This window comes from Dietzia alimentaria 72 (assembly GCF_000226215.1).
GTDB classification, from domain to species: domain Bacteria; phylum Actinomycetota; class Actinomycetes; order Mycobacteriales; family Mycobacteriaceae; genus Dietzia; species Dietzia alimentaria.
This window is the reverse complement of sequence record NZ_AGFF01000010.1, coordinates 20,817-33,783: the sequence shown is the minus strand read 5'-3', so window position 1 is coordinate 33,783 and position 12,967 is coordinate 20,817. Positions and strand designations below refer to the sequence as shown.

At 67.6% G+C, this 12,967-nt stretch carries 10 protein-coding genes and 1 pseudogene; 5 read left to right on the top strand and 6 right to left on the bottom strand.

Going from position 1 to position 12,967, the window contains the following annotated elements; all coding sequences use genetic code 11:
- Window positions 1–547: IS110 family transposase (locus ON04_RS05870; RefSeq protein WP_010540660.1), on the bottom strand; the 547-nt coding region annotated here is incomplete at its 3' end.
- A 443-nt stretch (window positions 548–990) separates the two neighbouring features.
- Window positions 991–2,847 (bottom strand): Ig-like domain repeat protein, encoded by a 1,857-nt coding sequence (locus ON04_RS05865; protein WP_010540659.1) that lies wholly within the window; start codon window positions 2,845–2,847, stop codon window positions 991–993.
- A 457-nt stretch (window positions 2,848–3,304) separates the two neighbouring features.
- On the opposite strand from ON04_RS05865, the gene ON04_RS05860 reads away from it, so the two are divergent.
- The 4 genes from ON04_RS05860 (at window position 3,305) to ON04_RS05845 (ending at window position 7,954) form a co-directional block, all read left to right on the top strand.
- Window positions 3,305–4,054 (top strand): hypothetical protein, encoded by a 750-nt coding sequence (locus tag ON04_RS05860; RefSeq protein WP_010540658.1) that lies wholly within the window; start codon window positions 3,305–3,307, stop codon window positions 4,052–4,054.
- Window positions 4,055–4,104: 50 nt separating this feature from the next.
- On the top strand, window positions 4,105–4,818 hold the full coding sequence (locus tag ON04_RS05855) for a hypothetical protein (RefSeq protein ID WP_010540657.1): 714 nt from the start codon (window positions 4,105–4,107) through the stop codon (window positions 4,816–4,818).
- 25 nt (window positions 4,819–4,843) lie between these two features.
- Window positions 4,844–5,671, top strand: coding sequence for a hypothetical protein (locus ON04_RS05850; protein WP_010540656.1), 828 nt, complete (start codon window positions 4,844–4,846; stop codon window positions 5,669–5,671).
- A 132-nt stretch (window positions 5,672–5,803) separates the two neighbouring features.
- Window positions 5,804–7,954, top strand: coding sequence for an alkaline phosphatase D family protein (locus tag ON04_RS05845; RefSeq protein WP_010540655.1), 2,151 nt, complete (start codon window positions 5,804–5,806; stop codon window positions 7,952–7,954).
- Window positions 7,955–7,968: 14 nt separating this feature from the next.
- Here ON04_RS05845 and ON04_RS15725 read toward each other — a convergent pair.
- The 4 genes and pseudogenes from ON04_RS15725 to ON04_RS05825 all read right to left on the bottom strand — a co-directional run bounded on the left by ON04_RS15725 (window position 7,969) and on the right by ON04_RS05825 (window position 11,851).
- Window positions 7,969–8,716 (bottom strand): annotated as a pseudogene (locus ON04_RS15725) (transposase).
- A 291-nt stretch (window positions 8,717–9,007) separates the two neighbouring features.
- Window positions 9,008–9,808, bottom strand: a complete 801-nt coding sequence (locus ON04_RS16145; RefSeq protein ID WP_010540653.1) for a recombinase family protein — start codon at window positions 9,806–9,808, stop codon at window positions 9,008–9,010.
- Between the two features lie 151 nt (window positions 9,809–9,959).
- On the bottom strand, window positions 9,960–10,772 hold the full coding sequence (locus ON04_RS05830) for an AAA family ATPase (RefSeq protein ID WP_010540652.1): 813 nt from the start codon (window positions 10,770–10,772) through the stop codon (window positions 9,960–9,962).
- Window positions 10,772–11,851 carry a Mu transposase C-terminal domain-containing protein gene (locus tag ON04_RS05825; RefSeq protein ID WP_010540651.1) on the bottom strand — a complete coding sequence of 360 codons (1,080 nt, stop codon included), beginning with the start codon at window positions 11,849–11,851 and terminating at the stop codon, window positions 10,772–10,774. The genes ON04_RS05830 and ON04_RS05825 overlap by 1 nt, the downstream gene beginning before the upstream one ends.
- Before the next feature lie 96 nt (window positions 11,852–11,947).
- Here ON04_RS05825 and ON04_RS05820 point away from each other — a divergent pair, with 96 nt between their 5' ends.
- The gene (locus ON04_RS05820) at window positions 11,948–12,937 is read left to right on the top strand and encodes a glucosyl-3-phosphoglycerate synthase (RefSeq protein ID WP_010540650.1); all 990 of its coding nucleotides are present in this window, start codon (window positions 11,948–11,950) and stop codon (window positions 12,935–12,937) included.
- Window positions 12,938–12,967: the final 30 nt, after the last annotated feature.

Sequence of the window (12,967 nt, the reverse complement as noted above, 5' to 3'; positions counted from 1 at the left end):
CGGCGAGGAGCTGTGTCCCAGTCAGTGCCCGGCGGGCGTCGATTCCGAGGTCGACGACACGTAGAAGCGCGATCAGTGCGTTGATGGTGGCGGTGCGCTCGGAGGTCATGTGGTCGCGGGCGGTCACGAGTACCCGCAGCGCGGCTCGTACACCGTCGGCCATGCGCGGCCGGCGTAGCTGGTCGCACTCCAGAGTGAGCACTGCAGCAGCGATGCGATGAGCATCCAGCGGGTCGGATTTGCCCACCCCTCGGTTGGCCCGGGTGTTCATCCGGGCTGCTTCAACGACTTCGTAGCCGGCCTGTTCGCAGGCCGCGGCCAGTCCGGCACCGTAGGAGGCAACTCCCTCGATCACCCAGAGGGCGGACTGATCGCCGCCGGTGCGGCGGGTGGCCCACGAAATCGCGCGCGCCATCCCCCCGGAGGAGGTCGGGAATCGGGCAGTGTCGATGACTTCACCGGTGGCAGCCAGGACTGCCAAGGCGTGATTGCGGGCGTGGGTGTCGACGCCGATGACGAATGGGTGAGCATGCGCGACGATGGTCATAGCGGCTGGGGTCCTTCCTACTCAGGGACAGCGGTCCGGCCGCTGGTGGCCGGCGCCGGTCTGGGTAGGAGTCACTTCGGGGCAGCACTGTGATGAGTCACGTTCCTTGTGGAGCGGACAGCCTTCTGATCAAGTCACCGAGGTGGGCCAGCACGGCGTCGGCTGCCTCACCCCGAACGGACAAATCCCCAGTAGGGCACCCCGTAGGGGCCGGGCGGTTCATGAGTCACGAACGGAGTGACGCGGCCAACTCCTACCCTTGCCAGCCGGTCCCAGACCAGCCACCCCAAGACTCACAGCGGTTCAGTCGCACCGACCCGTGAATCACCGGGGCTAGCCGCGGGTTAGCCGCCGGCGACGGCGCACCGAGTCGAACTGGCGTCGTTACGACGGGACCCCGGTCCGGCGTGATGCCGGACCGGGGTCCTGTTCGATGGGGCCGATCAGCTACCGAGCGAGCCGAACATGCTCCCGAAGAGATCGCGGAGGGATCCCATGAACCCGCCGTCGTCACCGGGCGTGGGCGGGGTCGTGCCACCCTTGCCGATGTTCACCGTGAGCAGGCTGCTGTCGACGGGCTTGAAGCGGTCGTCGCCGACCGTCGCGCCCGTGTACTTGACCTGGTAGCGGTAGGTGGCGTCGCCCTCGGGCACCGAGTCGGTGAACGTGGCGGTCTTGTTGGTGATCGCCACCGGCTCGCCGACCGCCTCGCCGTCGCGGTAGAACTGCGCCGTGGCCCCGGTGGGGTAGTTGCGGTTGGGCGTGGTGGTGAAGTTGGCCTTGATGGTCACTGGGACGTTGCCGTCGGCCGCGGCGCCCTGCTCGGCGAAGAGGACGACCGACGAGGTGATGTCGTTGAACACCTTGGGCGAGATGGTGAGGGTCGTGGAGCCCTCGCTGCCGCGGTAGACGTTCTTCGTGTCGGGGACGCGGGTCTCGGTGACGACGGCCTTGTAGACGTAGTCCTTCGCCGTGCCGCCCTCCTCGATCGCCGGGACCGAGTCGGTGACGGTGGCCCTGCCGCCGGAGATCGCGACGGGCTCACCCATGGCGACGCCGTCCTTGTAGAACTGCACCTTGACGGCACCGGGGATGGTCGACGATGGGGTGGACCTGACGTTGGCGGTGACGGTCACCGGGACGGTGCCGCCCGCCTCAGTGCCCTTGGTGGCCGTGACCGTGGTGGCGGTGTCGTAGTAGTTGAGGATCTCCCGCACGACGGTGAACGTGGTCGGCCCGCTCTCGCTGGGCTTGATCGAGTTGGGCACCCCTGCGTACTTGGCGTGGACCTGATACGCCTTGGACGTCTCACCCTCGGCCAGGGCCGGAAAGTCGTGGGTGATCGAGGCGACGCCCGTCGAGTTGGGGTTGGCCTCGCCGATCTTGGTCTCGCCGATGTAGAACTCGACCTTGCCGTCGTCGATGGTCGACGCGGACGCGCCCGGGACGGTGACCTTGGCGGAGATCGGCGTGCCGGTGGTCCCCGACTCCACCTGCCCGCCGGCGGTCATGGTCGTGGTGCTGTCGAGCTGGACGGCTTCGCCCTCGACACGCGTCGAGGTGAGGGTGGCGGGGGTGGCGCCGGAAGCGCAGAAGATGTTGCGGTTACCGGTACCCTCGATCCACTGGATCGCGGACGCCGAGCCGCTGGAGTAAGCATCGTTGCCGGTCTTGCCGACAGCCTTCGGGGACACCGAGATCGTGGTTCCGGCAGCGCCCACGGGTGCCAACATCGTGACCTTGACCTTGGGCAGACGGAATGCTGTATTGGACTCCACGACGATTCCGCGGTTATTGCCGGACGAAGAGCTGTTCGAGCCCCAGTAGCCGGACTGTCCGCCCCAGATCCGGGCGAACGATCCGTTCGCGTCGGTAGTGCCGGAGGCGTTGGTGCGCACCACGGCGAGGGCGTCGGGACTGGTGGGTGTCGTGATCCCCTGCTCCCCTCCTGCGAGCGATACACCGATGATTGTCGCGTTGGTGGGAAGTGCGAAATCGTAGGTCAACCGGGCGAATCTGTCGGTGCCCGAGGTCATCGCCCCCGGCTGGAGGAACACGTCAAAGGTTTGACCGGGTGCGACGGTCTCGGGGTAGGTGACGTCGACGTTGTCTGGGGAGACGGTCGCGGACTGGACGCCGCTGCCCCAGACTTTGCAGCCGTGCGTGATCGGGACTGTCTCCGACACCGGTGCGGCCTGCGCGTGGGCGGCAGGGGCGACGGCGGCCGCGCCCCCGACCGCCATGATGAGCGTTGCGCCGGCCGCGGCGGCGGACCTCAGCGCTGTTGTCGTGATGGGCACGGTGACTCCTCTTGTCGTGGCAGGGATTCGGGGGATGAGGGCGAGCCGGGGCACTCCGGAACAAGTAAATGCGCTACTCAAGCTCGCCTCAGACTCGCCTCAGACAGTAGCACCACGTTCGACGAATCAAAGGGGCCGATTAGGGGAACAGGAATCGGCAAGGCGCACCTCCGGAATAGCACTCCTGTCACTGCAGTTCACAGTGGCACCAGTCACATTTGCGTGACCTGCAGTGACTTAAACTGGACATACGAAGGTAACACCGTGAACCTACGTGTGAGAAGATATTGACGATAGAGGCCCTGTTGCGACCGGTCGGAATAGCCGCATAGGATTCGCTCAGCACCTGCCCGAGTCTCGGGTGAAAAACCGTTAGCTGTCAACTCGGAGTTTGTTTATCTCTCGCACGGTCCGAGGAAGCACGGACCGACCGCTCGCTTCCCTTCAGGAGGGCACCATGACCGACCGCACCAGAACTGTCCGCGCCCTCGCCGTCGCGAGTCTCTCCGTCGGGGCGCTCGTCTCCGCCCCGGCCCTGGCGGGCGCGCAGGCCGGCGCCGACACCACCACCAAGGTGGTCGTGGTAGACAGCACCGACATCGCCGTGACTGTGAACGCGCACGACGGCACGCCGGACACCGTGACCGGCTCCATCCAGAACCGGACCGGCACGGAGATGAAGTGCCAGGGTCCGGTCGGCACCGGCGACACCACCGGTGACGTCACCCAGGCCGACATCGTCGCCTCCGCCATGGCGTACTACAAGCAGTACCCGTGGCAGCCGCCGATCGAGGTGGGCGTCGCCGTTCCCATCGCGGGCACCTACAAGGTCGACCTCGGCAGCGTTGAGACCTACATCCCCGCGGCGATCGCCGGCTACCTCCGCCCCGACATGGGCATGCGCCGCGAGATCGGCGACCGGTACACCGCGGCCCGGCTCATCGGCCAGGCGGGTCAGATCACCACCCTCACCATCCCGGCCAACACCAGCCGCACCTGGACCGCCACCCTCGGCGACCCCACGGCCGGTGCGCGCCAGGACTTCCAGATCGGCGCCTTTTTCACCTGCACCGACTCCACCGGTCAGGTGTATGCCTTCGCCGGATACGAGGGTGGTACTGCGCCGGCGACCGGCGGCTCGGGCTCCGCGGGCGGCGGCTCGCTCCCGAACATGGGATCGCTCCCCACAGGATCGTCGGGCTCCTGACCGGCCGAACCCCCTCCCCAGCGCACCCACCCCATTACGAGGAGATCCCCATGATCAGCTTCACCACCGCGGCCATCCGGGCCGCGGCGCTGTCCGCGGCCGCCGGCGTCATCGTCGGCGCGGCCGGCACCGCAGTGGCTCAGGTCCCCGGCGCCGACCCGTCCGGGTTCGCCGTCATCACCGACAGCACCGCCGTCACCGTCACGGTCGATGCCGCGGCCGCCGACGCCACCCAGGTCACCGGCAAGCTCACCAACGCCACGGGCAACGCGTTCTCGTGCTACACCCCCGGTGTCGCGGCCAAGCAGTACCCCAACGCCCTCACCGAGGCGGCCGTCGTCCGCAAGGCCATGGACTACTACAGGGCCAACCTCTACTACCCGATCGGCGGTATCCAGGCCCCGGTCGGCGACCCCGTGCCCATCGGTAGCCTGTACGACTTCCTGCCGTCCGGGAGCCTCGGCACCATGCTCGGCGCCGGCCCCTCGGCGATGCTGGAGATCCGTGCGATGCAGGAACTGGCCAGGATCAACGGTCACACCGGCGACCCCAAGGCCGGAGCCGCTACCACGATCACGGTCCCGGCCAACGGCTCCGTCAACTGGACCGCCGCACTCGGGATCTCCGCGAGCAACGTCCGCACCGACTTCGAGGCCGCCGGGCTGTTCTTCTGCCAGGACACCGTGACCAAGAAGAACTACGTCTTCGCCGGATACGAGCAGGCCGCCGCGCCCACGCCCCCGGCCACCGATCCGCAGCCCTGACCCGACGCCACCAGGAGTGACAGTCATGCCCCGCTACTTCCGCACCGGCGCCGCGCTCGCCTCGGCCGCCCTGCTCGCCACCACGATGGCCGGCCCCGCAGCCGCCCAGAACTCTATCCCGGGCGACAACAACCCGGGCACGACCGTGATCGACGGCTCGACGCTGGCCACGGTGACAGTCGCCGACGCCGCCGCCGACGCCACGTCGGTGACCGGCACCTTCGCCAACACCTCCGACAAGACCCTCACGTGTGCGGGCCCCGCCGGAACCTCGCCGTACGGCGGCCTCGTCTCGGAGGCAACGGTGGCCAAGGCGATGTTCGACTACTACGCGACCCGCGCCCACAAGGCCGACCCGGTCCTCGACGCCGACTTCTTCTCGGTCCCGTTTGTCGGCACCATCGGCGTCAACGCCGACCTCGCCGGAATCCTCAAACTGCTCCCCTCCGGCAGCGGTGCGCAGCTCTTCGGTGACGCCTACGCCCAGCGTGAGGCGATTAACGACGCATTCCAGGCGGCCAAGCAGGTCGGTCACCAGGGCACGGTTACCAAGTTCACCGTCAACGCCGGCGCCACCCACGACTGGACTGCCAACCTCAACCGTCCCAGCGCGGGTGCCCGCACCGACTTCCAGGCCGGCGCGTTCTTCGTGTGCACCGACCCGGCGAAGAACATCTACCGCTTCGCCGGTTACGAGGGCGGCACGGCCCCCACCAACGGGATCACCCCGGAGTCCGGTCTCGTCGGCTCGCTCGACTCCAGCTCGCTCGGCGACGCGGTCGGCAGCCTCATGGGCGGGGGCAGCGCCAACGGGAACTCCACCGGCGGGATCGGCGGAAACGGCGGCAGCTAGAGCGGCCCGCCCGTCGAACCAGAGCATCACGCACCACCCGGACCCGGCCATCACCTCGGAGATGGCCGGGTTCGTTGTACCCGCTGATCGAATCCGCCAGCCCCCAGTCGTCTCCATCGCCAGGAGGCCACTGTGACCGGAACCGACCACACCACCACCGCCGGTATCCGATGGCGCACCCTGCTCAAGGGAGCGGCGGCCGGAGGCGCGGTGGCAGTCGCGGCCGGGGTGACGGGGCCGACGGCCGCGGCGCAGGGCCTGCCGCCCTCCGCTGGCTACCCCGCCCTCGGTGCCTTCCGCCACGGCGTGGCCTCGGGAGACCCGATGCCCGATCGCGTGATCATCTGGACCCGCGTCACTCCGAGCCCCGACGCGTTTCCCGGGTCCGGGATGGGCACGCCGACGATCGTGTCGTGGGAGGTGGCGAGCGATCCGGCGTTCTCGTCGATCGTCAAGACCGGCTCGGTGGTCTCGACGCCGAACAGCGACCACACGATCAGCGTGGACGTGACCGGACTGGCCGCCTCGACCGAGTACCACTACCGCTTTACGGCGGCGGGGCAGACCTCCCCTGTCGGTCGCACCCGGACCGCCCCGGCCGCCGGTGCCGCCGTCGACAACCTGCGCTTCGCCGTGGTCTCCTGCGCCAACTGGGAGGCCGGCTACTTCGCCGCCTACCAGCGGCTCGCCGAGCGCGAGGACTTCGACTACGTCCTCGAACTCGGCGACTACATCTACGAGTACCGAGTGGGCGGCTACCCCGGGAAGCACGGCAAGGTCGTCCGCCGGCACGACCCGGAGCACGACATCGTCACCCTCGAGGACTACCGGCGCCGCTTCGCGCAGTACCACACCGATCCCTCCCTCCAGGCACTCCATTCCCGCGCCGCCTGGATCTGCACGTGGGACGACCACGAGATCGCCGACGACGCCTGGTCGGACGGCTCGCTCGACCACAACCCCCTGGTCCACGGCCCGTACGCCAACCGCAAGGCCGCCGGGTGGCAGGCGTACTCCGAGTACCTGCCGATCCGGCCGCAGGCCCAGCGGGAGGGCGGTCAGCTCTACCGACGGTTCGGCTTCGGCAGCCTCGCCGAGCTCAACATGCTCGACCTGCGTTCCTACCGGTCCAAGCAGGGCAAGATCACCGACGGGAAGGTGATCGACGACCCCAACCGCACCATGACCGGCGCCGCCCAGTTCGACTGGTTGGCCCGTGGCCTGCGGACCTCCACCGCGCGCTGGAACGTCATCGGCAACTCGGTCATGATCTCCCCCGTCAAGATCCCGCCGCTCGACCCGCGGACCACCGGGGCCGTCGCCAGGCTCTTCGGCCTCCCCGAGGAGGGGCTGACCTTCAACGCCGATCAGTGGGACGGCTACCCCGCCGAGCGGCGCCGCCTGCTGGACGTGATCCGCGAGCAGGAGCTGACGAACTGCGTGTTCGTGGTGGGCGACGTCGACTCGCACTGGGCCTGCGACGTGCCGTACAACGCGGCCGCGTACGCGACCGAGGGGATCGCCGGTGCCGAGTTCGTGGCGTCCTCGATCACCAGCAACAACATCGACGACGAGCTGGGCCTCCCCGAGGGCAACGCGCTCTCGCACTCGGCGGCCGGCGCGTTCATGGCCGCCAACGGGCACATCCGGATGATCGAACTCGACCGGCACGGCTTCGCCCTGCTCGACCTCACGGCCGAGTACGCGCAGATGGACTACTTCGTTATCGCCGACCGTGAGGACCCGGATTCGCCGGCGTTCCGCTACGGCGGCTGGCGTAAACCCAACGACGGCCGGCCGATCGAGCCCGCGCCCGCCCTGACCGGCGGTCCGCTGATTCCGGAGCTGGTGCCCTACGGCTCGCTCGGCACCCCGGGGTCGGTGGACGGCACCGGTTCGGTGGGGTCCAGCGGGCCACAGGGTTCGGTGGGGCCGGCGGGGTCCACCTCCTCGGTCGGGTCGGTGGGTTCCCCAATAGTCTGGGAGGGTGACATCACACGCCCCCACAGCCCCAGACGTCGCCGTACTCTTCGAGGGCGGGGGCATGCAGCGCACACGGCCGGGGTGGTGGAGACGCTCCTCGAGGCAGGGATCCACGCCAGGGTGGCGGCCGGGACCTCGGCGGGAGCGAGCCACGTGGCCAACTCGCCGGAGTTTCGTGGAACTAACCGCGGGCCCCTACTTCGGCGACTGGCGAAGCTTCGCACGCGGAACGGGGCTCTTCAACGGCCCTTCCGGATCCGGAGTGGTCAAGCCCCTGGTAGTGGTGGAACTGAATGGTGACCCTTCGTGGGTGGTCAGGCGGGTAGTTGCATAAGGTCATCGGTGCTCACCTCCGTCGCCTGGCTGGTGGCGGGGCTGGTGGTCAGGGTGAGTCGGCAGCGGCTGAGGACTTCGAGTCCGAGGTAGCGGCGGCCTTCGGCCCATTCGTCGGTCTGCTCGGCCAGGACGGCGCCGATGAGGCGGACGATGGCATCCCGGTTGGGGAAGATCCCCACGACGTCGGTGCGGCGGCGGATCTCCCGGTTGAGCCGCTCGGTGGGGTTGTTGGACCAGATCTGCCGCCACACGTCGTCGGGGAACGCGATAAACGCCAGCAGGTCCTCCCGGGCATCCCCAAGGTGCTCGGCCACGTCGGGTAGCCGGCCTTCGGTGTAGTCCAAGAGCCGGTCGAACTGGGCGTTGACGGCCTCGGCGGTGGGCTGGCCGTAGACGCTGTGCAGCATGGCTTTCACGGCCGGCCACATGGACTTGGGGCACACGGCCATCAGGTTCGCGGCGTAGTGGGTGCGGCAGCGCTGCCACGCGGCGCCGGGCAGGTTCGCCGCGATCAGGGTGTCCAGGGGGCGGTGGCGGTAACCGTTGCGGTAGTTGGTGCGCTCTGACGAGCGGGCGTTCCACTCGGCGCCGCATACGGCGTCGACGTCGGCGGACAGCAGGGCGTTGATCATGGTCTCCCAGCAGCTCGCGCATCAGATCCGGGGATGCGTCGGTCAGGGCTTGGCTAAGCAGGCCTGCAGGGTCGACAATATGGGGTGCGGTCATCGTGATGACTCCGTTCGAGGATTCGGTAGAAGGTTGACTCGAAGGATCACGCGGTGGCCGCTCTACATTCGTCAACGACACGGGCGTTGCTGACGATCTCGGCCACCGAGTTACACCACTCTATGGGGCACTATCTCGCGGCCCGTACGGAGCGTGATCGGACACAGGATCCGCACCCCGTAGGGAAAGAGGTCTCGGACAGCGCCCACGGTCCCGGTCTCGAGCAACGCTGCGATACGCCCCTCGACGCCCACTGGCGACCACCCACCCATGCCGCTCCCCCTTCCCCATCTACGTCGCATGTCGTTGGAGGGCGCGATACAACGTCGATCGCCCAACACCTAGATCGCGGGCGATCGCCGACGGCCCCTCCCCCGCCTCGATGCGGCCGCGGGCCTTGTCAATCTGCTCCTCGGTCAGGACGCGTTTGCGTCCCTTGTACTTGCCCTTCTTCTTGGCGATGGCGATACCTTCGGCCTGGCGTTCACGGATGATGGCCCGCTCGAACTCGGCGAACGCCCCGAGCAGCGAGAGCATCAGATCGGCGCGTGGATCCTGGGCGCCGGCGGCGTAGGTGGCCCGCTCGTGGACGAACTCCACGCTTGCACCCTTCGCAGTGATCTCGCCAACGATCTGCTTGAGATCGACCAGGGAGCGAGCGAGACGGTCCATCGACGCAACCACCAACTCGTCACCATCTCGCAGATACCTGATGCACTCGGCGAGCTTCACCCGATCAGCACGCGAGCGAGCCGACTGTTTCTCGATATAGACCCGGTCACACTCCCCCACCGCCTCGAGCTGACGCGCCTCGTTCTGATCGGCAGCCGACACCCGCACGTAGGCCACCCGCTGCCCACGAGGACGCGAAACCCGGCGAGCCGGCTTCGGCTTCGGTTTCGGATCCGTCCTTGGCTTTCGCTTTGGATTCCGCTCGACGACGTTCTCCGAGTCCGTCGACTCCACCCGAAAGTTCCAACCCAACTCGTCCCGGCGCCGGAACCGCGTCCGCACGCTCCCGCGACTGACGATGAGCACCTCCTCGCCACCGTCACCCGAACGGTTCAGCAACGTCCCGATCCGATCAGCCATGAGAAGACCCTTTCGCCCGGAATCTGTATCAATAGACACTAGACCCGACGGGAAGTCGTGTCATAAGTTCCGAACACGACCCTGTGACACAGCAGCGATGGTGTGACTCGCAGCTTCGTTTGGCGGGATTTCGCAGGTTCGTTTGGCGGTGTCAGGTGATGCCGATGACTAGGGTGGATCGGGCGGCTTCGACGACGTCGTCGGTGATGGTGTTGAGCTCGTTGATCTGCATGATGCGCTCCATCTGCGTGAACAGTCTGTCGACGAGGCGGAAGTTGCCGCGGGTGATCCGTGTGATCGCGGCGAGGGCTTGAGCGTCGGTGAAGTCGTCGGGGTCGAGGGGGTGGCCGTATTTGGGCCAGCGACGTTCGAGCACGAATCGCAGCTCGTCTTTGCTCAGCGGCCGGTACTCGTGGGCGAACCCGACGCGGCTGTAAAGCTGCGGGTAGCGGCTGAATCTCTTCTCGATCCCGGGCATGCCGATGAGGATGACGGCGACGTTGTCGCGGTCGTAGTGGTCTCGCACCATTTCCAGGGCGGTGGCATTGAGGCGGTCGGACTCGTCGATGATGATCAGCTCGACGTACTTGCGCAGGGTTCTGGGTCGTGTCTGCAGTTCGCCGGTGTTGATCAGATGCTCGTCGATGCACGCAGATACCTGGACCGTCAGGCCGGTGAGATCGTCTCTGACCTGACGCGGAGTGCTCAGGACCGCGGGGGTGTAGAAGACTGTCCGTTTTCTGGCCAGCGCGGCATAGATCGGGAAGTCGGAGTCATCGCGTGGGCCCCATTCTTCGAGGAGTCGCTCGGCTTTGTGCCAGTTCGCGTACCGTCTGGCGGACAGTGTCTTGCCGATCCCGGCTTGGCCGTAGCAGATGCCAATGGTGCGTTGCCGGCGTACGGCGTCGGCGAACTCGACGAATCTGCGGTGCTGTTTGGTGGCGATAAACCGTTGCGGAGACATCAGTCATCCTCCAGGTAGGTGCGAAGCTTCGTCTTCCTCCGGGTGGGTGGGGTTGGTGCCGGCGGGGCCGGAAACGAGGGGTCTTGGCGGCCGGTGACGACGGCAATGCGTTCGGTGATCTGGCCGCGTAGCTCGCGTCGGCGGGCTGCGCGTGCGTGCTGGATGTCTTTGAGGCTGACGGTGGTCGATGCGTGATCGGGGTCCACGGCCTTACAGATGTACTGGTTCTTGTGGAAGACGTGGATTTCGGAGATGTCGCGGGGGTCGTAACGGATCACGACCTGTTCTTTGACGTAGGCGGCCAGCAGCGGCGAGACGTACCGCAGGCCCTGGAAGCGCACTCCGTCGCGGTGGACGATGCGCGTTTTGGCCACGGTGAGCAGCAGCAGGTTGAGATCATCTACGGTCTCGGGCAGGCGGGGAAGCCACCCGTCGCCGATCCAGGTCCGGTAGGGGCTGTCGCCGGTCTCCGGGTGTGTGCGGTGGTGATACTTGGCGCTGATGAACTCGCCGATCGTGGTGTCGAGTTCGGGCAGCGTCAGTATCGGCTCGGGGTGCCGCTGACCGCGGGTGAGGTAGCCCGGCAGTTCGGCAAGGAGTTCGGTGTTGATTGTGCCGAAGATTCGCTCGATCTTGCCTCGGCCCTGTGGTCGGGCGATGGTCGAGTAGATGATCTGAAAGTGCAGGTCCTTGGCGGTCTGGGCGAGATGGTGACTGGTGAAGTCGGTGCCGTGATCGACGTAGAGCACATCGGGCAGTCCGCACATCGGCCAGTTCGGATCGCTCTTGGGCCAGATCGCGTGCCGCAACGCCAGCGCGGTGTTCATCGCAGACGGTGCGCCGAGGAAGACCATATAGCCGCACACCGCCCGGGAGTAGTCGTCGAGGATGACGGTCAGCCAGGGCCGGGCGGGTCGCCCGTTGGCGTCGAGGATGAGGATGTCGAGTTCGGTGTGGTCGGCCTGCCAGGTGGCATTGGACCGCTCGGCTCGGTGGCGCCACACCAGCTCGTAGGTGTCTCGGTAGGCGGCCGCGCCCTGGTGTGCCAGGGTCACCATCCCGGGATCCAGGCCGGTCACGATGGACCGTATTGCGCAGGCCCTCGTCTTCCCCGTGACCTCGTCGGATGCGGTCCATCTACTGACCTGGCCTGTAGCTCTGGCAGGATCGCGGGGGTGACCGAGAACTCGCGGACGACGCTCGCGGACCGGGCCGACGCGGTTCGTGCCTGGTCGGCGCGACGGACCTACCGCGCGAGCGACTTCCGCCCCAGCGACCTGGCGGACGCCAAGGCCGGGCGGCGAATCTCCGTGGTTCTACCCGCCCGGAACGAGGAATCGACGGTCGGTGCGATCGTCGCCGCCCTGCGCACGGAACTGGTGGAAAGCGTTCCGTTGATCGACGAGCTCGTCGTCGTCGACTCCCACAGCACCGACGCCACCGCCCATGTCGCGCGGGCCGCCGGCGCCCGGGTTGTGGCGCAGGGCGACATCCTCCCTGCTTACGGGGACGCCCCGGGCAAGGGGGAGGCGCTGTGGAAGTCACTGGCCGCCACCAACGGCGATATCGTCGCGTTTCTCGACTCTGACCTGCGTGAATTCGATCCCGGCTTCGCTGTGGGCCTGCTCGGCCCGCTGCTCACCGAGACTGGCGTGGTGTTCAGCAAGGGCGCCTTTGACCGGCCCCTCGACGACGGTCGCACGGTCCTGCCCGCCGGCGGTGGCCGCGTCACCGAGCTCGTTGCCCGACCTCTGCTCGCCACCCATTGGCCCGCGCTGGGCGGGTTCATCCAGCCGCTGGGCGGGGAGTACGCCGGGACACGCGAGGCGCTCGAGTCGATCCCCTTCGCCGGCGAATATGGGGTGGACATCGGAATCCTCATCGACCTCTACGAGGCGTACGGTCTCGACACACTAAGTCAGGTTGACCTGGGACGACGCGTGCACCGGAATTCCCCCGACTCCGCGCTCGCCGTGATGGCCATGCACCAGCACCTCGCCGTACTCACCAGGCTGCAGCGGCACGGTCGCGTGATCGACGCCGAGCCGCCCGGCGAGTCGCTGACCCTGCACCGGCGCGATCCGGATGGCGGCGGGTTCGTGGCCGAGACCGTTCGGGTGGCTCCGGGCGAGCGGCCACCGATGCGTGAGGTGCACGCCGGTTAAACCGTGCGGGTCGGGTCGGGTCGACGACGA

Bases quoted from the DNA above. Each gene is read 5' to 3' on its own strand.
- ON04_RS05860 (WP_010540658.1), top strand. From the start codon at position 3,305: ATGACCGACCGCACCAGAACTGTCCGCGCCCTCGCCGTCGCGAGTCTC.
- ON04_RS16145 (WP_010540653.1), bottom strand. From the start codon at position 9,808: ATGGCTGATCGGATCGGGACGTTGCTGAACCGTTCGGGTGACGGTGGC.
- ON04_RS05855 (WP_010540657.1), top strand. From the start codon at position 4,105: ATGATCAGCTTCACCACCGCGGCCATCCGGGCCGCGGCGCTGTCCGCG.
- ON04_RS05850 (WP_010540656.1), top strand. From the start codon at position 4,844: ATGCCCCGCTACTTCCGCACCGGCGCCGCGCTCGCCTCGGCCGCCCTG.
- ON04_RS05830 (WP_010540652.1), bottom strand. From the start codon at position 10,772: ATGTCTCCGCAACGGTTTATCGCCACCAAACAGCACCGCAGATTCGTC.